Origin of the sequence: Streptomyces sp. NPDC029041 (assembly GCF_040637515.1) — a bacterium.
Taxonomy (GTDB): Bacteria; Actinomycetota; Actinomycetes; order Streptomycetales; family Streptomycetaceae; genus Streptomyces.
Genome location: NZ_JBEZWO010000013.1, coordinates 43,405 through 67,200 on the forward strand (window position 1 = coordinate 43,405; position 23,796 = coordinate 67,200).

Genomic DNA, 23,796 nt, shown 5'->3' on the forward strand with positions numbered 1-23,796 from the left:
CTTCCGCACACCCGCCCCCGGCCCGCCACGGAGACGCTTAGCGTCCTCCCCCAGGTGCCCGGCTCCCCACCGCCGCCCGGGCCAGGGGCGGCAGTCGGACACCACCGCCGAAAGATCCGGCGGCGGTCCGCTCCCCCTGTGCGGGCCGTCGCCGGACGCGCAAGGCCGCACGTCCGCTCCCCCGGCGGCCGCACGCACCCCTCGGCGGCCGAGGAAAGGACGTGGCCTCCAGGTGGCAGCGCACCGCAAGCCCCGACAGCGCGCAATGAGTGGTGGCAAGGCCCGTACGGCCGCCACGATCGCACTCGCGGGCGCGGCGACGGCGACGGGCTTCGACGGGACCGGACACGCCGAACCACAGCTCACACCCGGCCAGGTCGAGGCCAAGGTGGACCGGCTGTACCGCAAGGCGGAGGTCGCCACCGAGAAGTACAACGGCGCGAAGGAGAAGGCCGACGCGGCCCGGCAGCGGCTGAAGGGCCTCCAGGACCAGGCCGCCCGCAAGGAGGAGCGACTCGACTCCGCCCGTGACGCCCTGGGGTCGGTCGCCGCCGCGCAGTACCGTGCCGGCGGTCTCGACCCGGCGGTGCAGCTCGCCCTGTCCGACGATCCCGACCGGTACCTCGAGAACGCCGAGTTCGCCGAGCGCGCCGGGAACCGGCAGAACGCCGCCGTCGCGGGCGTGCGCAAGCAGCTCCGGGAGATCGAGCAGCTGCGCGGCGCCGCCCACATCGAGCTGACCTCCCTGAGGTCACGTCAGACGGAGCTGAAGCGGCACAAGAAGACGATCACCGCCAAGCTGGGCTCGGCACGGCGGCTGCTGTCCCGGCTCGACGCGCAGGAACGTTCCCGGCTGGGCGTATCGCAGGGCCGTGCCTCGCGCGCGGCGGGCGTCCGGGACTCTCTCGCGGCCCCCGGCTCCGCCTCGTCCCAGGCGCCCGGCTCCCGGGCTGCGGCCGCCGTCTCCTACGCCCACCAAAAGCTCGGCAGCCCCTACGTCTGGGGCGCCACCGGCCCGAACGCCTTCGACTGCTCGGGCCTCGTCCAGGCCGCCTACCGCGCGGCCGGCATCGCCCTGCCCCGCACGACGTACTCCCAGATCGCCTCCGGCCGCCGCGTCTCGCGCTCCGAACTCCTCCCCGGCGACCTGGTCTTCTTCTACGCCGGCATCAGCCATGTCGGCATCTACGTGGGCAACGGCCGCATGATCCACGCCCCCAACCCGTCCGCGCCGGTCCGCATCGCGCCCCTGGACGAGATGCCGTTCGCGGGCGCGACGCGGGTGGTGTGAGACGGAGCGTCAGCGAGGTGGGCGGAGGGCCGGGCGCGGGAGACCCGGCCCCGCGTCAGACCAGCCGCCGCGCCGTCGCCCAGCGGGTCAGCTCGTGCCGGTTGGAGAGCTGGAGCTTGCGCAGCACCGCCGAGACGTGCGACTCGACCGTCTTGACGGAGATGTACAGCTGCTTGGCGATCTCCTTGTACGCGTAGCCCCGGGCGATGAGGCGCAGCACCTCGCGCTCGCGCTGGGTCAGGCGGTCCAGGTCCTCGTCGACCGGCGGCGCGTCCGTGGAGGCGAAGGCGTCCAGGACGAACCCGGCCAGCCGGGGCGAGAAGACCGCGTCGCCCTCCTGGACGCGGAAGATGGAGTCCACCAGGTCCGTGCCGGTGATCGTCTTGGTGACGTAGCCGCGGGCCCCGCCGCGGATCACGCCGATCACGTCCTCCGCCGCGTCCGACACGGACAGCGCGAGGAAGCGGACCGGCTGCTCGGTGTCGCCCATCAACGGGGCGCAGCGGCGCAGCACTTCGACGCCGCCCCCGCCCGGCAGGTGCACGTCGAGGAGGACCACCTCGGGGCGGGTCGCGGTGATGACCGTGACGGCCTGGTCGACGTCCGCGGCCTCACCGACGACCTCGACACCGGTCTGCGCGGTCTGTCCGATCTCGGCCTGGACCCCGGTACGGAACATGCGGTGGTCGTCCACGAGGACCACGCGGACATGACGCCCCGGGCCGCCGCCCTCCTGCGCGGGCCCCGCCGCCTCCGCCGTACCGTTCGCCTCGGTCGGGTCGCTCATGACGTCTTCTCCGCCCTCTCCATCTCCAGCTCGACCTCCGTGCCGCCGTCCGGCACCGCGCGCAGCCGCGCCGTCCCGCCGTTGCGCTCCATGCGGCCGATGATCGATTCTCTGACACCCATCCGGTCGGCGGGTATCGAATCGAGGTCGAAGCCGGGGCCCCGGTCCCGGACGGACACGAAGACCGTCTTCCCCTCCACCTCGGCGAAGACCTGCACGGCGCCGCCCTCGCCACCGTACTTGGCGGCGTTCACCATTGCTTCCCGCGCGGCCTGCATCTGCGCGGCGATCCCCTCGTCGAGGGGGCAGTCGCCCACGACGACGACCTCGATGGGCACGCCGTGCTTGTCCTCCACCTCGGCCGCGTTGCGCCGGACGGCGTCGGCGAGGGTGGTGGGCTCGTCGGCCTCCTCCTTGCCGGTGCCTTCGGGTCTGTACAGCCAGGTGCGCAGGTCGCGTTCCTGGGCGCGGGCCAGGCGGCGGACCTCCCCGGCGTTCTCCGCGTTGCGCTGTATCAGGGTCAGGGTGTGCAGCACCGAGTCGTGCACATGGGCGGCGACCTCCGCGCGCTCCTGGGCACGGATGCGCATCAGGCGTTCCTCGGAGAGGTCCTGGGTCATGCGCACCAGATACGGCCCGGCGAGCAGCGTTATCCCGACGAGGACCGCGAGGGCCGCCTGCAGGACGGAACCGAGGTGTGCCGCGGAGCCCTGCAGGACGAAGATGCCGGAGACGCCGGCCGTCACCAGCAGCACCCCGCCCACCGAGCGCAGCAGCGTGACCGTGCGCCGGCGGCGGCCGACCTCTGCCCAGCGGGCCCGGCGGGCGTTGTCCGCCTGCCTCCAGACCAGGGCCACGCCCGCGCCGACGAGCACGGTCGGCCAGAGGTAGGCCCGGGCCCCACCGCTGAGGTTCACGTTGCCCACGAAGACCATGGCCACCACGACCATGAGGAGCAGGGCCACGATCTGGCCCTTGTCGGGTCTGCGCGCCACGCGTCTGCGGCGGCCGTCGGGCGAGGTCTCCGCGGTCACCGCCGACGGCGGCTTCTGCTCCTCGACCCCGCCGACACCGAGCGGGACGAAGAACCAGAACGCGGCGTACAGCAGCGCGCCCAGGCCGTCGGCCATGAACAGGCCGACGAAGACGAGCCGTACCCAGATCACGGGCAGGCCGAGATGCCCGGCGAGGCCCCGCGCCACGCCCCCGAGCCAGCGTCCGTCACTGCTGCGGTAGAGCTTGCGCGGCGGCCGCGGTTCGGCGAGTGGCGCTGCTGCGGCTTCCGACATGCCATTGATGGTCACACGTGCGGGAGGCCGGAGCATCAGGGTCGGCCCCTGAGGCTCCCCTGATCTGCCCGGGCGGTCCCTCGAACGCTTCCCGAGCCGCCCCTCAGGGCCGAAATCAGGGTCCGGCCAGGGTCGTTCCGGCTCCCGCCGGGGCGCCGCGCCCGTCACCATGGACCCATGACCGATCACGAGCACGCCGCGACGGGTCCGGGACCCGGCTCCGGCCCGCGCCCCGCTCCGGGCGCAGGGCCGCAGGGTGCCGCGTCCGCCGCGGGTTCCGCACCCGGGCGCGCGGGCGCGGCAGGACAGGGAGGAGCACCCGGTACGGCCGCCCCCGCCGAGGAAGCCGTCCCGGCCGGGCCGCCCCACGCGTTCCGCCGGGACCGCCGTCACAAGACGCTGGCCGGCGTCTGTGCCGGGCTCGGGCGGCAGTGCGACATGGACCCGGTGATCTTCCGCATCACCCTCGCCGTGCTCTCCGCCACGGGCGGCCTCGGTCTCATCTTCTACGGCTTCGCCTGGCTCTTCGTCCCCTACGACGACGAGGAGAACGAGGTCCGCAAGCTGCTCACCGGCCGCGTCGACGGCCAGGCCCTGGCGGCCGTGCTGTTCGCGCTGGTCGGCTGCGGGGTGTTCCTGACCATGCTGAACAACGGCGGGGTGCTGACCTTCGCCGTCGTCCTCTCCCTGGTCCTCGCGGGTGCCGGGTACTGGTCGCGCCATCGCGGCGCCCCGAGCCCCGATCTGCTGGCCGCCCAGGCCGTCGCCGACGCCCCGCCGGAGCCCCAGGCGCCGCCCATCCTCCTCACCACCCCCTCCTGGTGGCGTGACCCGATCGTCAAGGACGGCACCCACATCGGCGGCACGGGCTATCTGTGGGGCCCGCGCGACACCCGCGACCTGGATGCCGCCGCAGCGGTCAACATCGGTCTCGGCGTCCGGCCCCGCGCCCGTGAGGACATACCCGCCGAGCGCCCACGGCCGCCCCGGCCGCGGGGCCCGCGCTGGATCGGCGGCTGGATCTTCCTGCTGGCGCTGCTCGCCGGAGCGCTGGGCACGAGCCTCACCTGGGACGGGCATCCGCTCGGCATTAGCCTGCAGACGGGCCTGTCCTGTGCGCTCGCGGTTCTCGGCCTGGGCATTGCCGTCAGTGCCTTCCTGGGCCGGACGGGCGCGGGGTCGGTCTTCCTGGCGATCATCACGGCCGGTCTGCTGGCCGGCGCGGCGGCCCTGCCCGAGAGCGTCGGCACGCGTTGGGTGCGCACCACCTGGCAGCCCACCTCCGTGGCGGACGTGCGCCAGCGCTACGAGCTGGGCACCGGCGTCGGCACCCTGGACCTCAGCCGGCTGGACGTGTCCGGCAAGCAGACGGTCACGACGCGGGCGGAGGTCGGCATGGGCAAGGTCAGGGTGCTGGTCCCCGACGACGTGACCGTGCGGCTGAACGTGGAGGTGGGCGTCGGTGACCTGCAACTGCCGGGCGGCGATCCGAAGGACGTGGACGTGCAGCCGGGCCGGCACAAGGAGATCACCCTCTCCCCGGCCGGGGGCTCCGGGAGGTCCGGCACCATCGACCTGGACCTGCGGGTCGGCGCCGGACAGGCGGAGGTGACCCGTGCTGCGTCATGAATTCCAGCCCGGGAAGCTGGTCGCCGGCACCGTCCTCGTGGTGGCGGGCGTCCTCTACGCCGGTGACGCGGGCGGCGCCTGGCAGACCCCGTGGTTCGTGGCGATTCCCCTCGTGACGGGCGGGCTGTGCCTGGCGGGTGCGGTGGCACTGCTGACGGGCCTGGTGCGCCGGCGCCGCCGGGGAGGCCGCACGGGCGCGGACCCGGCCTGACGGTGAGCGGCCCCTACCGGTAGTCGCCGCTGCGGTGCCGTCGTCGCGACCGCAGCGCGGCGTCGAGGGACAGCAGGGGAGCGCCCGCCAGGATGAGCGGGGTCCAGGCCATGAGGTAGGCGAGGTCGTTGCCGTAGTAGTACGGGTCGGAGGACCAGCTCACGGTCAGCCACAGGCTGAGGGAGATCAGCGCACCGCCGAGTGCGGCCAGACGGGCGAGCAGGCCGAGGAGGGTGCCGATACCGACGGCGAGTTCTCCGAAGGCGATGGCGTAACCGAAACCGACGGGGCTTTCGAGGGAGAGGTCCACCAGGGCGGGGATGGCGGAGGAGTCGCGTACGGCACGCATCATGTCGCCGATCGACCCGGTACCGGAGTCCCGCATGAAGGCGCTGTCGGTGAGTTTGTCCAGGCCGGCATAGATGAAGGTGACGCCGAGGAAGAGGCGCAGGGGCAGCAGGGCGTAACGGGTGGCGTTGTCCCGCCAGCCTCCCCCGTTGCCGAAGTGGGGAGTGTGCGTGTCCGTTCGCATACCGTGAGTCATCGCTGCTGACCGCCTCTCGCCCGCCGGTGCCGAGCCCCCTCGACAGACGATACGTACGGCCGACGGACCGCGCTCAATGATGCGTGCACTGCTCGGATCGCCCCTGCCGACGGCGGCGCCTCAGGGCCACGCCCCCTCATTCCGTCACGTCGACCGCGTATCGGTTGGTCTCCATGCCCGCCGCGGTGACCACCTGCACCTCCACCCGTCCCGGTTCCACGTCCGCCGGCACCGGCACGGTCAGCAGCGTGTCCGTGGGGTTGCGGAACCCGCCGGGCACCGGCACCAGCGGCACGTGGACGTGCACCGCACCCACGCGCACGACCATCCGGGCCAGCCGGTCGGCCTCCTGCGCCCCCGGCGGCACGAACCCCGCGCCGCGGATCTCGATGTCGTCCCCGGTGCGGATCGGCCCGTCCAGGTCACCGGCCTCCCGGGACCGGACCACGGAGAGGATGACCGGCCGGCCGCCCTCCGCGTACTTGCCCGCCAGGTAGGTCGCGCCCGACACCAGCACCACCACCGCGAGGCCCCACGGCAGATCGGGCAGCTGCTCGGGGTGCCTGGCCAGCCGCACCGCCGCGAAGACGAGGGCGACCGCGCTGGTCGCGACGTACTGGATGTCGGCGAAGGTGCCCCGCCCCGCGTCGTCGGTCAGCAGGTCGGCCGCGCGTGGCCGGTCGGCACGCACCTTCTGCAGCCGCCCGCCCAGCACCCGCAGTCCCACCACCCGCCGCACGAGCACGGCGATGCCGCACACCACGGCGAGCACGGTCACGACCCCGGCACCGCGGGCGAGTTCCAGCCCGGTGAGCAGCGCGTCCCGCTCCCGCTGCCGGGAGGCGGCGGCCAGGCGGCCCGCGAGGACGAGCACCGAGTAGGCCACGAAGAGCACCCACGCCGCGGCGACGGCACGGGACGTGGACAGCCGGTTGTCCTCACCGATCAGCGGCGCCAGCACGCCGCCCTTCGCCCGGTGGAACCAGGACGCTGCGGTCAGCGACAAGGCCGTCACCAGTGCGGCGGCCAGTCCGGCCGTACGCGCCGCCGTCCAGCCCGCCCCGACCGCGGTGAGGGCCTGCCCCAGCAGCAACAGCACCACGGCCGCTGCCACCGCAGCCGCGGTGCGCCGCCACAGGCCGGTCAGCCAGGCCTGTCCCTCGGCCCGCCCCCGCTCCGCGACCTGCTCGGCGGACTGGGCCAGTTCCTCCGAGATCCACTGGCGGGAGGCCGACGCGGAGTGGGCCACCGCGGCCGGCAGCCCGCGCCCGGCGGCGAACTCGTCCCGTCGGCGCAGGAACGCGGCCACGGCCCGCCGATGCCCCTCCCGCGCCCCGTGCGGGCAGTCACCGCAGGTACAGGCGCCCTGGTGCCCGTCCCCTGACCCGACCCGGTGACCGGCCGGGTGGCCCGTGTCCCGGCCACCCGAGTAGCCCCCGCCGCGGACACCCGCGTCCGCGCCGCCCTGTCTCGCCTCCCGCACCGCCACGCCCGACGCCCGCCTTCCCGCGACCCAACCACCGCCGGCCTTCCGGATGCCGGAAACACCGCTGCGCAACTCCTGTGCGACGAAAGCGAATTGTGCCGCACACCAACCGGTTCACGTCGGTTCGGTCTGGTCAACACGGGTGAAGTTCGGCGCGCCCTGTTGACCTCACCGGGAGGGCCCCCTAGGGCGCAAACCATCCGGCGTGACGGCAGAGCGGGCCTGCGTGGTGAAGTGTGGGCCTCTGATGACTCCGCCGGCAGGGAGCGTATCTTCCGATGACCGCACAGCCCGCACGCCTTGAGCGCACCGGTCCCGAGACCACCTCGGTCATACATGTCTCGCCGTTCAAGCCCTCACTCGTGAAAGCGGTGTTCAGGGACGTGACCCCGATGCACGTCTCCCGGTCGGCCGCATGGGCCGCCGCGTCGGTGACGCGGACCCTGATGACGGAGATCATCGACGGCGCGAGGAAGGCGGCGGCGGAGGAGGCCCGGAAGAAGCTGGTTCCCGGGGACCTTCTCTCGGCGATCGGCCGGAACGTCGAGCTCGACGTGGGGAATGAGTGGTACGGCCACAGCCCGACGTTCGACGGCAGGCGCAGCAGGTCGCGCAAACCGAGTGCTGTGGTCGGCGCCCACAGGTTCGAGGCCGGGGTCAAGAGGTTGCTGCGGAGCCGGGGGGCGGCGGCGGTCCCGGCGATGGTCCGCGACCTGGACGGAATCGCGAGTGTGTTCCTGACGCAGCTCGCCCGGGACGCGGCCATGGTCGTCCGCGAGGGCGGGCTCCGACGTTTCGGGACGGTCACCCTGGCGATGTCGGGCGAACCGGCCCCGCCCCCGCCCCTGGACGAATCCCTCCGGGCCCTGTCCGCCCGCAGGGGGGACGGGCGGACCATCGGCAGGGATGACATCCTGGCAGCCACCATGATCCAGTTGTTCGGCGGCGACCTCAGGCAGCGAGCCCTCACCGAAGCACACGAGGCGACACGGGACACGTCGGCCGGCTGAGCGGGTGCGACCGACCACCGCCCGCTCCCTCACCCACCACCGCAGAGGAGCCGGCCACTACGTCAGCAGGCCCGGCTCGCTCCGGCTGACGTCCTCCCACATCGGCTGGTAGTTGATCCACGCCACCAGGTCGCCGCCCAGCTGCTCGCGCGTCGCCACCGCCATCCGGTGATCGATGCGGACCGGCCGCCCGGCCGCCTGGGCCGTCAGCTGGACCTGGCAGGAGCGCTCCATCGACACGAACCACCAGGCCGCCGCGTCCACCGAGTCGCCCACGGTCAGCAGCCCGTGGTTGCGCAGCACGAGCGCCTTGCGGGAGCCGAGCACCTCGGCGATGCGCCGCCCCTCCTCGGCGTCGACGGAGACGCCGGTGTACGTGTCGTAGAGGGCGTGATCCTCGTAGAAGGCGCAGCTCTCCTGGGTGATCGGTTCCAGCAGTTCACCGAGGGCCGCGAGCGCCCTGCCGTGCACCGAGTGGCAGTGGGCGACGGCGACCACGTCCGGCCGGGCGGCGTGGACCTGGGCGTGCACGGTGAAGGCCGCCTGGTTGACGTGGTAGCCGCCCTCGACGACCTGGCCGTCCTGGTTGGCGAGCACGAGGTCGCTCACGGTGACGTGCCGGAAGGGCATCCCGAACGGGTTGACCCAGAAGCAGTCGGTGAATTCCGGGTCGCGGGCGGTGATGTGCCCGGAGACGCCGTCCTCGTAGCCGAGCCGGCCGAAGATCCTCAGGGCGCCCGCGAGCCGTTCCTTGCGGTGCCGGCGCTCGTCCTCGACCGACTCGTGCATCGGCGGCATGGCGAACCGCAGCCGGTCGGTGGGCAGGGGCAGGGGCGGCGTGGGCCCGTGCATAGGTCCTCCAGCAGTGGTTCTGCGTACGGGGCGGAAATTACCGTCCGTGAGGCCGGGAAGAACAGGAGCGGTTCGTGAAGATGCCACGAGCGCCCCTGTGAGCACCCTGTGCCCCTACGTGTGCCCCTGGCTCCCCTACCCCACGAATAGCCGACAGAGGATGTCCGGATTCGGCGCGAGACTCTTCCCATGACAGCGAACTGGGCGGCTTTCGCCGCGGCCGAGCCGGGTCTGGCCGACACCGTCGAGAAGCGCTTCGGCGCCTATACGCACCACATCCTCGCCACCCTCCGCAAAGACGGTTCGCCCCGCACCAGCGGTCTGGAGGTGCGGTTCCTGAACGGCGAGCTGTGGCTCGGCATGATGGGCGGCTCTCTCAAGGCCCTCGACCTGCGCCGCGACCCGCGCTTCGCGCTCCAGGCGAACCCGGGCGAGGGCACGGGCATGGGCGGCGGCGACGTCCGGGTCAGCGGCCGGGCGATCGAGGTCGACGACGTGGCGGCCAAGGCCGGATACGTCGAAGAGGTGGAGCCGCCGGAGCCGCTCCACCTCTTCCGCACCGAGCTGACGGAGGTCGTACGGACCTACGTGGAGGACGACACGTACCTCGTCGTCCAGGTCTGGACGCCCGGCGCTCCCCTGCGCACGATCAAGCGCACCTAGGGGTCACTCCCACTCGATCGTCCCCGGCGGCTTGGAGGTCACGTCGAGGACGACACGGTTGACGTCCTTCACCTCGTTGGTGATCCGCGTGGAGATCCGGGCGAGGACCTCGTACGGCAGGCGCGACCAGTCGGCCGTCATGGCGTCCTCGGACGAGACGGGGCGCAGCACGATGGGGTGGCCGTAGGTGCGGCCGTCGCCCTGGACGCCGACGCTGCGGACGTCGGCGAGCAGGACCACCGGGCACTGCCAGATGTCGCGGTCCAGGCCGGCCGCCGTGAGCTCCTCGCGGGCGATGGCGTCGGCCTCGCGCAGCAGGTCCAGGCGCTCCTTGGTGACCTCGCCGACGATGCGGATGCCGAGGCCGGGGCCGGGGAACGGCTGGCGCTGGACGATCTCCTCCGGCAGGCCGAGCTCCTGGCCGACCATGCGGACCTCGTCCTTGAACAGCTTGCGCAGCGGCTCGATCAGCTGGAACTCGAGGTCCTCGGGCAGGCCGCCCACGTTGTGGTGGGACTTGATGTTGGCGGTGCCGGTGCCGCCGCCGGACTCGACGACGTCCGGGTAGAGCGTCCCCTGCACGAGGAACTCCACGGCCGGGCCCTCGTCGGCGATGATCTCGGCCTGCGCCTGCTCGAAGACCCGGATGAACTCGCGGCCGATGATCTTCCGCTTCTCCTCGGGGTCGGAGACCCCGGCGAGCGCCTCGAGGAACCGCTCCTCCGCGTCCACGACCTTCAGCTGCACGCCGGTCGCGGCCACGAAGTCCTTCTCGACCTGCTCGGTCTCGCCCTTGCGCATCAGGCCGTGGTCGACGTACACGCAGGTCAGCTGGGAGCCGATGGCCTTCTGGACGAGGGCAGCGGCGACCGCGGAGTCCACGCCGCCGGACAGACCGCAGATGGCGCGCCGGTCGCCGACCTGCTCGCGGATCGCGGCGACCTGCTCCTCGATGACGTTGCCGGTCGTCCAGTTCGGCGTGAGCCCCGCGCCCCGGTACAGGAAGTGCTCCAGCACCTGCTGGCCGTGCGTGGAGTGCATCACCTCGGGGTGGTACTGGACGCCGTAGAGCTTCTTCTCGTCGTTCTCGAAGGCGGCGACCGGGACGACGTCCGTGGAGGCCGTGACGGAGAAGCCCTCGGGGGCGGCGGAGCAGGCGTCGCCGTGCGACATCCAGACGGGCTGCTCGGCGGGGGTGCCCTCGAAGAGGGTGGACGACACCTTGGAGACGTGCAGGTCGGTGCGGCCGTACTCGCGGGCGCCGGTGTTGTCGACGGTGCCGCCGAGGGTGCTCGCCATCAGCTGGAAGCCGTAGCACATACCGAAGACGGGGACGCCGGCCTCGAAGATCTCGCGGTCCAGGCTGGGCGCGCCCTCCGCGTAGACCGACGAGGGGCCGCCGGAGAGGATGATCGCCGCGGGGTTCTTGGCGAGCATCTCCGGGACCGGCATGGTGCTCGGCACGATCTCGCTGTAGACCCGCGCCTCGCGGACGCGACGGGCGATGAGCTGGGCGTACTGCGCGCCGAAGTCGACGACCAGGACGGTGTCGGCGGCGTTGGCAGCGGGAGTCGCTGATGACACGGGGTGCCTTCCGGCGGTGGGGCGGGGGTCTTGTGCCACCCGATTCTACCGGGGGGCCGCACGGCTCCTTCCGTGTGCCGGGAGGGAGCCCCGTCTCAGGATGCGAACCGGCTTGGACGGCCCTCGGCGGCGGTGCATACTGGCCTTATGTTCAAGCACCAGACGTTCGTCTTTACCTATGGCATCCGGCCCGCCGGACGCCATGGTCGTGCTGCTTGAGCAACTGACAAGCGACTTCCCAGGCGCCCCGGGCCGACAAGGCCCGGGGCGCCTGTCGTCGTCCGGGCCGTGCCGCCCCGGGGCAGCCCCTGACCACCAGGAGCCCTCCATGACCGCCATCGACGTGACCGGCGCCCGCACTGCCGAGGCCGCCGACGTGATCACCGGCGCGCGCGAGCGGATCGACGCGCTCGACGACCGGATCATCGGCCTGATCCAGGAACGGGTGGCCGTTTCGGCCGTCATCCAGGAGGCGCGGATCTCCTCCGGCGGCCGGCGCGTGAACCTGTCCCGCGAGATGGACGTGCTCGGCCACTACAGGCAGGCGCTGGGCAAGCCGGGCACCGCGCTCGCGATGACCCTGCTGGAGCTGTGCCGCGGCAAGATCTGAAACCGCATGCGCAGGACATTCGTGCGGCCCCTCCTCACCCGTACGGCGCGTGACCGTCCCGCAGCCGCCTCGTTGGTCCCGGTGTCCGTGCCAGCCAGGCGCGGGCTCGAAAGAACCACGCGTGGCTCACTGGGGCGATGAGACGCACGGATCGTGCCGTGCGTCGTGGGACCTCGCTCCAGGGAAGTGACCGGACCGCAGGGGACAGCAGCCCGGTCACCCATGAGAACGGTCGGCTCCGGGGACGCCCGGAGCCGACCGGCGGACCTTGCATAAATGCACAAGTCTGGGTCAAACGGTTGCGGGCGCTGCGTTCATCCAGCACGATGCGTACACAGTCCAAGTCCCCCCGCGGACACCCGCATTGCCCCACTGCCAGAGGTACGGACCAGCGGCGCAACCCCCCGGCGCCGCTTCCAGGCACCGGCGCTGCCCTGACGTCGGTGCTGACGAGAAGAAGGGCCCCGCGGCTCCACCCCGCGGGGCCCTTCGCTTTTGCTCAGCCGATTTCCTCCCTGGGCGAGTAGGCACGAGGGTCGATGGCGTGACCGAGCAGGTCCGCGAGGGTGCCGAAGAAGGAGCTGCTTCCCTCGCCGATCCACCAGTAGCGCTCCGGGAGGACGTCGGGTCGGTTGAGCATGAAGACGGCCCGGCTGCCGTCGGCGTCGACCGACACGGGGAACAGCCCGACGTCCTCCGGAAGACCGACGTCCTCGGCAGTCCCGTCCTCGCGCACGCCTTCCAGGAAGGCGAGTGCCGCGGTGGCCCGGCGACCCTCGTCCCAGTCATGGCAGCCGAGGACCGACATGGTCACGCCAAAACCGTCCATGCCGTCCGTCAACGCGAGGAGCTCCCGGTAACCCCCTTCAAGGGGCTGGTCGGCCCGTTCCTCCAGCATGGCGATCCGCTCGGCACTCGCCGGGGGGTAGAGCCGTGGAATCGGCAGTCCTCCCCCGGGCACCCCGGAGAGGTACTCCACGATGTTCTTGCTCATCAACTGGCCCAGCAATTGGCGGATCTCCATGGCTCTTCCCATGTTCTGCGTCACGGCCGACTGATGCTGCATATCCCGTACTGGCCCTTGCTGACAGAGCCTGTCACACGCTCCGTCGTATACGTACCGGGATCGCCGTCGACACCCGCGTAGTAGAAGCCGGTCGGGCGATAGCCCACCTGGTACTTCAACGCGTAGCGGCCCACCTTCGAGTTCACCTCGCCGTCCTGCTGGTGCCAGCAGTAGGGGCTCTGCTGCCCGGACCACGTGGTGTCCGGGAGGTGTCCCGCCACGTTGCCGTTGTACTCGTAGGGCGTGCCGACCACGGCCCGCTTGTGCTTCTCCTTGATCTTCTCGGCAACATTCTCCAGTGTGCCGGTGGTGCCGTCCGGGCCGACGACGTGCTCGTTGCGCGGAGACACCCGGCCCTTGGGGGACCAGTAGTTGGGGATGGCGTTGAGTGCGGCGATGTGGTCCCTGAGCTCGTCGACCTGGTCCTGAGTGGCTTGCTTGGGGGCTCGGAAGCACACCATGCCGTTCAAGCCGCGCTGCGCCTTCGTCTTCTGCAGGTGCGTGGTGCAGTTCTCGTCGTCCTCGCCGAGGTCCGTACCCGAATTTCGCCCGGAGTCCTGGGTGGGGGCCGTTTCGTAGGCGTCCTGCACGTTCGGGGTGTACTGCTCGTTGTCCGCCAGATCCAGCATCTTCAAGGCGTCGACGATCATCTTGAAGGCGTCACCCGGGTTCCACTTGCCATTATTCGGGTCCCAGTCCGGCTTGGGCTTGGGACGTGTGGGGGCGGGCCTGGGGTTCTTGCCGTTGTTGGGGTTCTGGTCGATGGGCGGGCGGGGCGGGGTGATCACGCGGGGTCGCGGGATCGAGAGGGTCGTGCCGCCACCGCAGCGGTAGGTGCAGGAGTAGGAGCCAGCTCCGCTGCCCGTGTAGGTGAGCGCAGAGCTGCCCGCCCAGCCGAAGTTGTTGGCTTGGGCGTAGATCGACGAGGACACGTTCGCGTAGGAGTTGGACCAGGCGAAGGAGTCGCTGTAGGTGCCCGTCGTGGTGCCGGAGTCGGCATGCGTCCACTCCCACACGCCCCAGCCGGCTCCGACTCCGACCACGCCGGCGACGGTGCCCCATCCCAGTGCCTCTGCCGCGGCGGCCCCGCAGATCAGGATGACGGGTCCGAAGCAATGCCCGCTGGGGTCAGTTCCGTTGAGCGGCTTACCGCTGCCGTAGCTGTAGCGGTTGGCCTGCCCGGAGGGCACCGGATCCAACAACCATGTGTCCCGCGAGGCGAAGGAGCCCGTGCTCGGCTGGTACCAGCGGGCCGCCATGTTGACGTCGCCGCTGGTGGGGTCGGTCCAGCCGGACTGGTAACCGACGGCGGGGGTTGATCCGTTGGTAGCGGTCTCCTTGCCGAAGGGGTCGTACGCGGTGGAGCCGGTGACCTGCTTGCCGTCGGGAGTGAGGCCGGCGACCAGATCGGTGTGCTGGTCGGTCAGGGCCCACTGCTTGGTGGTGCCCGCGGACAGGGAGAGCAGGGCCCCCTCGGGCGTGCGGTTGTAGCTGGTGGTGCCGTCGTCGGCCAGGTTGTTGGAGCCTCCGTCGTAGGTGAAGGTCGTCGTGCCGCGGGCCTGGACGCGGTCGAGGGAGTCGTACCGGTAGGTCGTTCCGCCGTCGGTGATCTTGCGTTCGAAGCCGTCGAAGGTCAGAGTGCGCGGGGTGCCGCTGCCGGTGTCGACCGAGGCCAGGGTGCCGCGGGAGGTGTACGTGAACGTCGTCGCACCGTCGGTCAGCTGGCGGTTGCGGGCGTCGAAGGTCGCCGTCGTGGAGCCCGCCTTGGTGCGGTTGCCTGCGGCGTCCCACTCGTACGAGGTCGTGCTGCCGTCCTTGGTCCAGGACTTCTGGCGCCCGGCGTAGTCGTATCCGTAGGAGTTGGCCCCGGCTCCCGCCGTGCCAGCCGTCGTCTTGGACGTGAGGTTGTCGTCCAGGTCGTATCCGTACCTGGTTGAGGCGATGGTGACCGTGCCGTCGGGTGTGGTGACGGTGTCGCCGTCGAGGCGGCCGAGGCTGTCATAGGTGTAACGCCGCTCGGTCGTGACCGTATAGGAGGTGGCGCCCTCCGGCTTGGTGACAACCTGTTCCAGGCGCGGACGTCCGGCTGCGTCGAAGTCGTACCAACGGTCGTAGCCGGTGATCGGATCCCGGGCCCAGTCGATGCGGCCCGCCCTGTCGTAGCCGTACCGGGTGGTGCCCGCCTTGGTCGTGCGCTGCGTCATGCCGCCGTCGGCGTTGTAGGCGTAGCTGGAAGTGCCTCCCGGGCCATCGGCGGTCAGGAGCTGGCCGCGGTCGTTGTAGGTGTAGGTGTTGCGGGTCAGCGCGTCGGTGGTGCCGGCCGAGGTGAGGCGGCCCGCCAGGTCGTACTGAAGGACGCGGTCAGTGGTGGCCGCCTCCGCGCCCGTACCGGTCTCACGGGTGAGTCGGCCCAGGCCGTCGTACGTGCGCTCGCGCTTCACGCCGCCCGGCAGCAGTTCCGTCACGGCCTGGCCGGCCTTGTCGTAGACGGTCGTCCAGGTGCGGTCGGCCGCATTCGGGTGCTCGGTCGTGGGCGGCTCGATGGCGGACTCGGGCAAACCCCAGCTATTGAAGGTGTAGACGGTTTTGTTTTCACGTCCGTCGGTCAGGCGGGTGCGGTTGCCCGCTCTGTCGTAGCCGAAGGTGGTCGTGATCGACTCGGTTCCGGAGACCGGCTCGACCTGCTTGGTCATCCGGCCCAGCGCGTCGTACGTGAAGGTCGTGCGGGCCTTGGTCTGTGCCGGGATCACGGCCGTGCGGTTGCCGTCGGCGTCGAACTCCTGGGCCACTGTGCGCAGCGCGGTGGAACCCGTGCCGTAGTCGGTGTTCGCGGTGACGTTGCCGAGGGCGTCGTACGTCGTGGTCGTCTTGCGGTTCGTGGCGTCGACGGTCTCCGTCCTGCGGCCGAGGCCGTCGTAGGCGAAGCGGGTGGTGCCGTACGGGTCGGCCACCGTCCTGGCCTCACCCGCCGGGTTGTAGGTACCGGTCGTGGTGATGCCGCCCGGCGTCGTCGACGCGGTCTGGTTGCCCGCGTCGTCCCAGGTGTAACGGGTCGTCAGGTTCTGGAGGCTCGGGGACCGCTCCACCGTGGTGGCGGTGAGCTGTCGACCCAGCTCGTCGTACGTCGCCTCGGTACGCGCGCCCGTCGGATCGGTCACCGACAGCTGCCGGCCGGTCGGGGCCCAGGTGTAGCGGGTGACTCCGCCGCCGTCGGCGCTCTGGGACGCGAGCAGGTCCGAGTCGGTCTCGCTTGCGGCGAGTGCCGCCGTGGCGTCGGCCACCGGGTCCGTCATGCTGGTCAACTGGCCGAACTGGTCGTAACCGTAACGGGTAACTCTGCCCAGCGGGTCGGTGACGGAAGAGGGCCGGCCGAGCGCACTGTAGGTGGTGCGGGTGGTCGCGGTGAGCGCGGTCGTGGAGCCCGGCGGGGTGTATTCAGGCATGGTCACCGCGGTCGTACGGCCGAGCCGGTCCAGGTCGGAGCGGGTCACCTTGCCCCGCGGGTCCTTGGTTTCGGTGGCCTCGCCGAAGGTGTTGTAGCCGGTGAGCGTGACCGGCTTGACTGTGGTGGCCGCGGCGCCGTTCTCCTCTGCCTGGGCCGCGGGGGCGGTCTCCTGCACCAGGCGGCCCAGCGCGTCGTGGCGGTAGACCGTGGTGTACGCCGACGCGTCGGCGCCCGAGACGTTGCCCCGCGGGCTGACGCTGGTCAGTGGCAGACCGCGGTCGTCGTAGGTGCTGGTGGTCGTGTGGACGCTGGTTCCGTCCGTGACGGTCTGCTTCGTGAGGTTGCCGGCCGGGTCGTACTCCGAGGTCGTCGTGTGCTTCTTTGTTCCGGCTATGGTCTGCGTCTGCTCCTTCACTCGGTCATCGCCGTCATAGACGAAGGTGCTGGTGCGGTTCAAGCCGCCAGGGTCGAGGACACTGGTCTCGGTACGGCCCAGGTCGTCGACCGTGAAGGTACGCGTGACCGCTCCGCCGCCGGTGACCTGCTTGATGAGATTGCCCGCAGGGTCAAAGGTGTTGGACTCCAGCACGATGTCGTGCCGGGTGCCGTCTGCCTGGGTGACCTGCTTGGCGGTGGTGGTGGCGGGCAGGCCGTCGTCGAAGTACGTGTACGCCGTCGTCGCGCCCATGGCATCCGTCGTGGAGGCCAGCCGCCCGGCAGGGTCGTAGGAGTTGGAGACGACGGTCAGGTCGCGCACGCTGCCCGACGGGTCACCGGTCCAGTCGTCCAGCACGGTCGTGGCATGCCGGCCGCGAGCGGTGTAGGTGTACGTGAAGTGCGTGCCAGCCGGGTCGGTCATGCCGGTGACCCGGCCCAGCCCGTCGTGCTCCAGGCTGGTGGTGTGCTGCTCGGCGTCGGTGACGCTGTCGTTCAGGCCGTGCGCGTTGTAGTGGAACGTCGTGGTGCGCTCGCCGTCGGCGCCGGTGGTGTCCTGCGTCGTCTCCGACAGCAGGTTGCCGTCCTCGTCGTAGGAACGGGTGATCTTCGCGGTGTGCGTGGTGCCGGTGATCTCGTTCTTCACGCCGGCGCCGGTCTCCGTGATCACATGCGAGGCCGAGTCGTACTCGTACGCGGTGCCCACGCCGTTCGGGAAGGTGTCGGACACCTGCTTCTCGGACGTCTTCCGGCCCAGCCCGTCGTAGGTGTAGGACGTCACCAGACTGGACGGCGAGATGACCTCGGCCAGGTCGCCGTTGGCGTAGTACCGGTACGACGTCTTCGCGCCCCCCGGCGTGGTCTGCGTCAGCACCAGGCGCGCCGGGGCGGTGCCGCCGCCCACCGCGGCCTCGGTGCCCACGGTGTAGGTGGTGGTGGCGGTGGTGTTGTCAGCGCGGGTAGTGGTGGTGGGCAGGCCCACCGTGTTGTAGGCGTACTGGGTGCGGTAGCGGTTGTCCTTGTGGTCGGTCGAGCGCTGGTCCCGGTAGCTCAGCACCTTGTCGTTGCGTGGGTCGAGGGGGTCGCTCGCGTTGAGGTGATAGGAGCGGAAGCTCGTCCAGCAGGAGTCGGCGTCGCGGCAGGTCGTGGTGGACACGACGTTGCCGCGGGCGTCGTGGCCGGTGACGGTGGCGTGGCCGTTGGGGTCCGTGACGGTGTGCAGGTTGCCGGCATTGTCGTATGCGTACGACGTGACGCCACCGGTGGCGTCGGTCCGGGAGACCACGCGCTGGCCGTGCAGGGCGTCGTAGCTTGTGCTGCTCGCCTTCTGGTGGGGGTCGGTGACTCGCACCGTGGCGGTCAGCCCTGAGCCGGCGGGCTCGATCTGGGCACGGTAGTGCGCGGAGACCTGCTCGGCCGTGAGGGCGCTGCGGTACAGGGCGACCTCGTCCAGCGTCCCTTGGAAGCGATACGTTCCCTCGCTCACGCCCATCCAACCGGGACTGCCGTAGCCCCCACCGATGTAGGCGTACGAGCGGGACTGGTCGGTGATGGTGCCGTCCAGTGAACCGACCTTGACACCGTCCAAGTAGAGGGTTTGCGTCGTGCCGGCACCGGACAGCACCACGTGGTGCCAGGCTCCGTCCGTCACCGTCTGCGACGACACGATGGGGGTCGCCCCCGAGACACCGGAGAGGTAGAACTCGCCGCGCAGCTTGCCGGATCCGTCGATGTTCAACACAGGCCGCCATGAGGTCGGCGTCTGGCCCAGGGGGGCGTCCTGGAAGCCCAGCAGGACCGCCGGCGCGGTACTCGAGGTCCGGAACCACATTTCGGCCGACAGGTTGGCCGTACCGGCGAGGATGTCACCAGGGACCTGGACGTCGCTCTTGCCGTCCAGAATCAGCCCCGGATCGTCGCCTGGTCCGAAGACACCGCTGGTGTCCAGCCCGGAGGCACCGCCCGGATGGTAGGTGGCCGCCGTGTTGGCACCGCCCACCTCGCTGGAGAGAGTGCTGCCTTCAGTCTCGTCGAGCCTCCAGTAGGCGGCTGGCGCGTCGGCCACAGCGACTCCCCGGTACTGCCCGCCGGTGCCCGTGACCAGGGCCTTGCGGGCCTGGTAGTGGTCGCGGGGTGCTGTCCCGACAGGTGTCCAGCCCAGCCATTCCACCGAGGGCTTCAACCACTGCACCAGGGAACGGTCGTACACGGTGACCTCGTCGATCTGGCCGACGAAATTGCGGTATGCGGCCGCCTGACCGTCCCAGCCGGAGGAGGAGTAACCACCGCCGATGAACATGTGCGCCAAGCGCGTGGTGTCCACGCCCGTCTGTGCCGTGCCCTGCAGCTCGCCGTCCAGATAGAGGGCCTGGGCATCGGTGGAGCCCGTGAGCACGACTTGGTGCCACTCGTCGTCGGTGACGGCCCTCTTGGAGAGGATGCTGCTCGCGGCGGCCGAGAATCTGCCCCGCAGCTTGCCGTCCGCGTCGATCAGAAGCATCGGCCGCCAGCTCCCGGGCGTCTCGCCGAACTCCGCGTCCTGGTTCGTGAGCAGCACACCTTGATCTGTCGTTTTGAACCACAGCTCCACCGACATCCGAGCGTTCGCGCCCAGGGACTCGGCGGGCAGTTCTACAGCGCCGTCGCCGTGGAAGCTCGCTGAGGTGTCATCCCCGTCGGTGAAGATGCCCGTGGTGCCGGACCTGGCATCACCCAGGTAACCGCCGGCAAGGTCGTCGCCCAACGGGCTGCCGGCCTCTGCACCGCTGCCCTCGCCCAAGCGCCAGTACCCCGTGGGACCGCTGCGCTGAATGGTGTCCGCGTAGGAGGAGGAAGCGTTCGAGTACGACGGTGCCGAGACCTTCCAGGTGCCGCCGTTGTCGTCGGTGTGCTCGATCAGACGGCCGTCCACCGGGTCGTACAGAGCGGTGGCGTGGATCCTGCCGGAGGGCAGTATGGCCTTCGTGATCTGCCCGATCGTGGAGCGCGCGGCATAGTGTTCGGCGACCGTTGCCGCATCCATGGGGTGGTGATAGACAGCCACCTCGTCCATCTGGCCCTTGAAACGGTACGTGCCCGAGGCCAGGCCCATCCAGCCGGAGCTCCCGTAGCCGCCCCCGAGATAGGCATAGTCGCCCGACTGCTCGGTGATGGCACCGCTCAACGAACCGACCTTCGCGCCGTCGAGGTAGAGGGTCTGGGCGGTAGCGCCGGCCGAGAGCACCGCGTGGTGCCACTTGCCGTCCGTCACCGTCTGCGGCGACACGATGGGGGTCGCCCCGGAGACTCCGGACAGATAGAACTCGCCTCGCAGCTTGCCCGAGCCGTCGATGTTCAGCACAGGCCGCCACGAGGTCGGCTTCTCACCGAGTTCCTCGTCCTGGAAACCCACCAGAACTCCGGAGGGGGTCGTGGTCTTGAACCAGAGCTCGATCGCCGGGAAGGCCGCGGCCTTCAACGTGTCAGCGGGCAGTTCGATCACGGAGTCCGTGCCGTCGAACGTGACGGAGGTGTCGGGCGTGCCCGCGACGGCAGAGGCAGTGCCGAGTTGGACGTCACGGTAGAGAGCCTCGTTCAGACCGGTGCGGGACGCCGCCTCACTCGTCGCGGTCGCTCCCTCCCGCTCGCCGAGGCGCCAGTAAGAGGTCGGGGCCGCGTCGAGCACGCCATTGCGGTACACCGAGCCGTCGCCGTACTCGTACACGGTGCACTTGGTGGTGGACGACGGCGGACACACCGTGGTCAGCCGGTCGCCTTCGTAGGCGTAGTTCCAGGTCTGCCCCGGGGTGTTCGCGTCCACGGCGCTCGTCGTCACGGAGGTGACATGCCTGCCGGTCCAGGAGAACGTCAGCGAGCGGCCCGACAGCTGGTCGGTGACTGTCCTGACCGGGCCGGCGTCCGCGGGTTCGTGGGTGACGGTCTGCCTGCGGCCCGCCACGTCGGCGATCTGGGTCAGCGCACCGCCGGTCTGGAAGCGATAGGTCGTACCGGAACGCTGCCGCAGGGTCCAGCCGTCGGTCTGGCGAGTCAGAGTGAGCGAACCGCCCGATGGACCGGAGTACGTGCCGTCGGAGTTCTTGCCGAACCTTACCTGGGAGCCGTCCGCCAGTGTCACGAGAACTGTCGACGTCTCCGTCTCCTCCCGCAGGCGCATGTCCCAGAGCGTGGACCAGCCGGCGCCGAAGGCCCCTTCGCGACGCGGGTCGAGGGAGTTGTAAGTCCGAGTGACAGACAATTCCGGACCGACGGTGGCGATCGCCGCGTCTGTGGCGGCCGTGACGTAGTTGCCCGCCCGTATGCCGATCTCCTTGCCGGCGTCGGCACCACCGAGGTGGCTGGTGATCGTGGGCTGCGGTACCTGCGTGGTCAGCAGAGCAGGACCGGGCCGGGACGAGGTTGCGCTGCCGTCGTAGACGTACGCGTACCAGGCGTACGTCTTGCCCCAGGACAGCCAGCCAGTGGGCACCGCCCACTGCTGCTCGGTACTGCGGGTGCCGATCCTGCAGTTCTTGCGCAGGTTGCTGCCCTCGACCTGGCAGACCTCGAAGCTGTACTGCAGTGTCGACTTCGGGTAGTGGTCTGCGTCGGTGCCCTTGGCCCACAGGGTGGGGGTCAGCGAGTCGACCGTGACACCACTGCCCGGCGACTCGGCCGTCAGCTGCGGCGGGATGTTCACCGAGGCGATCTTCACGGCGGGGCCGGGCACGCCGGCCGACGTGAAGCGGCTGACGCCGACGTCGTCCATCGTCCACTGAACCGTGTACGTGGCGGGGGTCAGCGGCGCGACCTTCGCGTCCAGGGTCACACTCTCGCCGGGGGAGACTGCCTCCGGCATCGCCGTCCAGCGGATTTTCGCGCTGTCCGTGATCTCCTTGCCGGTGGAGTCGTAGAGGTTGTACCGCAACTTGTAATTGCCGCCCGCGGGCCAGGTCTCCTGCCCCCGGTTGGTGACGGTGACCTTCTGCACGCCCTCACTCGTGGCGGTGACCGGCGCGGTGAAGTCGCCGAGCTTGTAGGTGGCGCCGTACTTCGTCCAGGTCACGTCCAGGCTGGGCTTGCCGTTCGGGTAGTCGTCGGATCCGAACTGCTTCCAGCCCTTGGAGTCGGTGGTGGACGCCTTCACCGCGAGGCCGTAGTTCTTCCTGCGGCCGTGGGTCCAGTCGTCGACCAGCTTGCGGCCTGCCGAGCCGAGCTTGATGCTCTCCCAGGCCGGTCCGCACGACCAGGTCGTCGTGCCTGCGGGGCGCCATCCGTGCGCGAAGCTCTTCGAGGCGAGAGACGCGCCGGTCGATGGCCCGGGGTACTTGGTAGTCGTGGTCTCCGACCAGTTCGAGGTGATCGGGTGCACGGTCACCGGGCGCGCCGCGCAGGACTGTGACCATGTGTTGTAGAGGGCCAGGTTGGCGCCCAGCACCCAGGCGTTCTTGAGCGTGCTCTCCACGCCGGTGAAGCGGAGGAAAGCCGCGGCCTTGTGGCCGCCGGCGTCGTACGTGCCCGCCTTCAAGACGGTGTCCGAGGCGAAGTTCTGGTCGTACGGCGCCTCCACGTACGTGCCGGAGGTGGAGTCGAACGACTTGACCGAGGGGTCGACGCGGACCGGGAAGACCCGCTCGGGCGCCTTGAGCCAGTCCTCGTCCAGCTTCACCACCAGGACCTGGCGGCCGTTCTCCTCGTCCAGGTCATAGGTGACGCCCGAGGAGATCGCGCCCTCGTTAGCGTCCTTGGCGAAGTTGGAGTCCTCCATCCAGCCCGCGGGTGTCCAGGCGCGCGGTGTGCCGTCGGCGTCGATGAACTCCACGCCACCGTGGTCGTCGATACGGGCCGTCAGCGCCTGGAGATCGAGCGGGAACCGCCACTCGGTGGGGGCGTCGGCGTCCTTGAGGACCAACGTCTCCTTGACCGACTCGCTGCCCGCGACGAACTCCAGGTCCGCATGCGGGCGCACGCCCGGGTATGTGAGAGTGCTGCCCTTGGCCTGCCCGCCCGCCGCCTCGGCGTCAGCCACGCCGTAACCGACCGACAGACCCTCGCCCACCTGCACCCGCACCACGGCGTCGGCGTCGGCGGTGCCGGCGAACTCGATGGGCGACTCAGTGGAGCGCGTCTCCCAGCCCTCGTCCGCGGCGCTCATCGTGTTGGGGCCCAGGGAGTCCTGGCGGACCAGCGTGGTGTCGACGGACTGCCAGCTGCCGTCCTTGGCCCGGAAGTTGACCGGCTCCTTGTAGAAGCGGGTCGTGTAGGTGCCGTCCGGGTTCTGGTACGTGCGCTCTTGTACCTTGCGCCGGCTCCTGACCTCCTTGCTGCGCTTGGCGTCGAAGCCCTGGACGGCGGAGGTGGCAGGCGCCTTCGTCTCCTTAACCGGCCCCGGCTTCGGCGGCTTCGCTGCCCCGCCCAGCCGGGTCAGTCCCGGCTCGCCCTCGGCGGGCAGTTCTCCACTCCCCTTGCGCGGGCCGTTGTGGCCACCTTTCGCCGAGGCATCCGTCGCGCCCGTGGAGGCCTTGTGGCTCCGTCCGGCGGCGGATCCCCAGCGCTGGTCGGGGGCGTCGGGCCCAGAGGCGCCGGATCTTCCCTGGCCCAGCGCCAGGGCAGCCTGTTCGGTCCCGGCCAGCACGGCCATGACAAAGGCAACAGCAACTACAAGCGGACGTGCTGGTCGCACAGAAACCCCCACCCAAGTAATCAAGAGCGGGAAGATTCTTAAGACATGCAATCAAGGAGACACAATAGTTTCACTGCGCTCGAACGTAACAGTTACCACATCGTTCACAGCAAACCCGTCGGCAACGGCTGACCCTTTGACATCCTCCTGTGACCGGCGTCACATAAAGATCCTGTCAGTGGGGCCACAACCATTTGCATGCTTCACGGATCCAACGTGCTGAACCAAGGGCCACA

14 protein-coding genes are annotated in these 23,796 nt (G+C 70.4%); 6 read left to right on the forward strand and 8 right to left on the reverse strand.

Annotation, left to right across the window (positions count from 1 at the left end; translation table 11 throughout):
- Positions 1-232 precede the first annotated feature (232 nt).
- Positions 233-1,291 (forward strand): NlpC/P60 family protein, encoded by a 1,059-nt coding sequence (locus tag AB0F04_RS29650; RefSeq protein WP_362046868.1) that lies wholly within the window; start codon positions 233-235, stop codon positions 1,289-1,291.
- 55 nt (positions 1,292-1,346) lie between these two features.
- On the opposite strand, the gene AB0F04_RS29655 is transcribed toward AB0F04_RS29650, so the two are convergent.
- Positions 1,347-2,078, reverse strand: coding sequence for a response regulator transcription factor (locus AB0F04_RS29655; protein WP_053674576.1), 732 nt, complete (start codon positions 2,076-2,078; stop codon positions 1,347-1,349).
- Positions 2,075-3,367 carry a PspC domain-containing protein gene (locus AB0F04_RS29660; protein ID WP_362046871.1) on the reverse strand — a complete coding sequence of 431 codons (1,293 nt, stop codon included), beginning with the start codon at positions 3,365-3,367 and terminating at the stop codon, positions 2,075-2,077. Before AB0F04_RS29660 ends, AB0F04_RS29655 begins: the two co-directional genes overlap by 4 nt.
- Before the next feature lie 177 nt (positions 3,368-3,544).
- On the opposite strand from AB0F04_RS29660, the gene AB0F04_RS29665 reads away from it, so the two are divergent.
- Entirely contained in the window at positions 3,545-4,996 is a 1,452-nt protein-coding gene (locus AB0F04_RS29665; protein WP_362046874.1) for a PspC domain-containing protein, read from the forward strand.
- Positions 4,983-5,207 carry a hypothetical protein gene (locus tag AB0F04_RS29670; RefSeq protein ID WP_362046877.1) on the forward strand — a complete coding sequence of 75 codons (225 nt, stop codon included), beginning with the start codon at positions 4,983-4,985 and terminating at the stop codon, positions 5,205-5,207. Before AB0F04_RS29665 ends, AB0F04_RS29670 begins: the two co-directional genes overlap by 14 nt.
- Before the next feature lie 13 nt (positions 5,208-5,220).
- On the opposite strand, the gene AB0F04_RS29675 is transcribed toward AB0F04_RS29670, so the two are convergent.
- Positions 5,221-5,751 carry a DoxX family membrane protein gene (locus tag AB0F04_RS29675; RefSeq protein ID WP_362046879.1) on the reverse strand — a complete coding sequence of 177 codons (531 nt, stop codon included), beginning with the start codon at positions 5,749-5,751 and terminating at the stop codon, positions 5,221-5,223.
- A 136-nt stretch (positions 5,752-5,887) separates the two neighbouring features.
- A complete protein-coding gene (locus AB0F04_RS29680; protein ID WP_362046882.1) occupies positions 5,888-7,240 on the reverse strand; it encodes a hypothetical protein in 1,353 nt (450 codons plus the stop codon).
- A 275-nt stretch (positions 7,241-7,515) separates the two neighbouring features.
- Between AB0F04_RS29680 and AB0F04_RS29685 the strand changes: the two genes are divergently transcribed.
- Positions 7,516-8,247, forward strand: a complete 732-nt coding sequence (locus AB0F04_RS29685) for a hypothetical protein (protein ID WP_362046885.1) — start codon at positions 7,516-7,518, stop codon at positions 8,245-8,247.
- A gap of 57 nt (positions 8,248-8,304) precedes the next feature.
- On the opposite strand, the gene AB0F04_RS29690 is transcribed toward AB0F04_RS29685, so the two are convergent.
- Positions 8,305-9,099, reverse strand: coding sequence for a class II aldolase/adducin family protein (locus AB0F04_RS29690; protein WP_362046888.1), 795 nt, complete (start codon positions 9,097-9,099; stop codon positions 8,305-8,307).
- A gap of 189 nt (positions 9,100-9,288) precedes the next feature.
- Between AB0F04_RS29690 and AB0F04_RS29695 the strand changes: the two genes are divergently transcribed.
- Complete coding sequence (locus tag AB0F04_RS29695; RefSeq protein ID WP_362046891.1) at positions 9,289-9,762, forward strand: pyridoxamine 5'-phosphate oxidase family protein; 474 nt, start codon at positions 9,289-9,291, stop codon at positions 9,760-9,762.
- A 3-nt stretch (positions 9,763-9,765) separates the two neighbouring features.
- Here AB0F04_RS29695 and guaA read toward each other — a convergent pair whose 3' ends face one another.
- Entirely contained in the window at positions 9,766-11,346 is a 1,581-nt protein-coding gene (gene guaA / locus AB0F04_RS29700; RefSeq protein ID WP_362046894.1) for a glutamine-hydrolyzing GMP synthase, read from the reverse strand.
- A 202-nt stretch (positions 11,347-11,548) separates the two neighbouring features.
- Here guaA and AB0F04_RS29705 point away from each other — a divergent pair, with 202 nt between their 5' ends.
- Complete coding sequence (locus AB0F04_RS29705; RefSeq protein WP_362047187.1) at positions 11,549-11,956, forward strand: chorismate mutase; 408 nt, start codon at positions 11,549-11,551, stop codon at positions 11,954-11,956.
- A 499-nt stretch (positions 11,957-12,455) separates the two neighbouring features.
- On the opposite strand, the gene AB0F04_RS29710 is transcribed toward AB0F04_RS29705, so the two are convergent.
- Positions 12,456-12,980, reverse strand: coding sequence for an SMI1/KNR4 family protein (locus tag AB0F04_RS29710; RefSeq protein WP_362046896.1), 525 nt, complete (start codon positions 12,978-12,980; stop codon positions 12,456-12,458).
- Between the two features lie 20 nt (positions 12,981-13,000).
- Positions 13,001-23,518, reverse strand: a complete 10,518-nt coding sequence (locus AB0F04_RS29715) for a LamG-like jellyroll fold domain-containing protein (RefSeq protein WP_362046899.1) — start codon at positions 23,516-23,518, stop codon at positions 13,001-13,003.
- Positions 23,519-23,796: the final 278 nt, after the last annotated feature.

Bases quoted from the DNA above. Each gene is read 5' to 3' on its own strand.
- AB0F04_RS29655 (WP_053674576.1), bottom strand. From the start codon at position 2,078: ATGAGCGACCCGACCGAGGCGAACGGTACGGCGGAGGCGGCGGGGCCC.
- AB0F04_RS29660 (WP_362046871.1), bottom strand. From the start codon at position 3,367: ATGTCGGAAGCCGCAGCAGCGCCACTCGCCGAACCGCGGCCGCCGCGC.
- AB0F04_RS29665 (WP_362046874.1), top strand. From the start codon at position 3,545: ATGACCGATCACGAGCACGCCGCGACGGGTCCGGGACCCGGCTCCGGC.
- AB0F04_RS29675 (WP_362046879.1), bottom strand. From the start codon at position 5,751: ATGACTCACGGTATGCGAACGGACACGCACACTCCCCACTTCGGCAAC.
- AB0F04_RS29685 (WP_362046885.1), top strand. From the start codon at position 7,516: ATGACCGCACAGCCCGCACGCCTTGAGCGCACCGGTCCCGAGACCACC.
- AB0F04_RS29690 (WP_362046888.1), bottom strand. From the start codon at position 9,099: ATGCACGGGCCCACGCCGCCCCTGCCCCTGCCCACCGACCGGCTGCGG.
- AB0F04_RS29695 (WP_362046891.1), top strand. From the start codon at position 9,289: ATGACAGCGAACTGGGCGGCTTTCGCCGCGGCCGAGCCGGGTCTGGCC.
- AB0F04_RS29705 (WP_362047187.1), top strand. From the start codon at position 11,549: ATGGTCGTGCTGCTTGAGCAACTGACAAGCGACTTCCCAGGCGCCCCG.
- AB0F04_RS29710 (WP_362046896.1), bottom strand. From the start codon at position 12,980: ATGGAGATCCGCCAATTGCTGGGCCAGTTGATGAGCAAGAACATCGTG.
- AB0F04_RS29715 (WP_362046899.1), bottom strand. From the start codon at position 23,518: ATGGCCGTGCTGGCCGGGACCGAACAGGCTGCCCTGGCGCTGGGCCAG.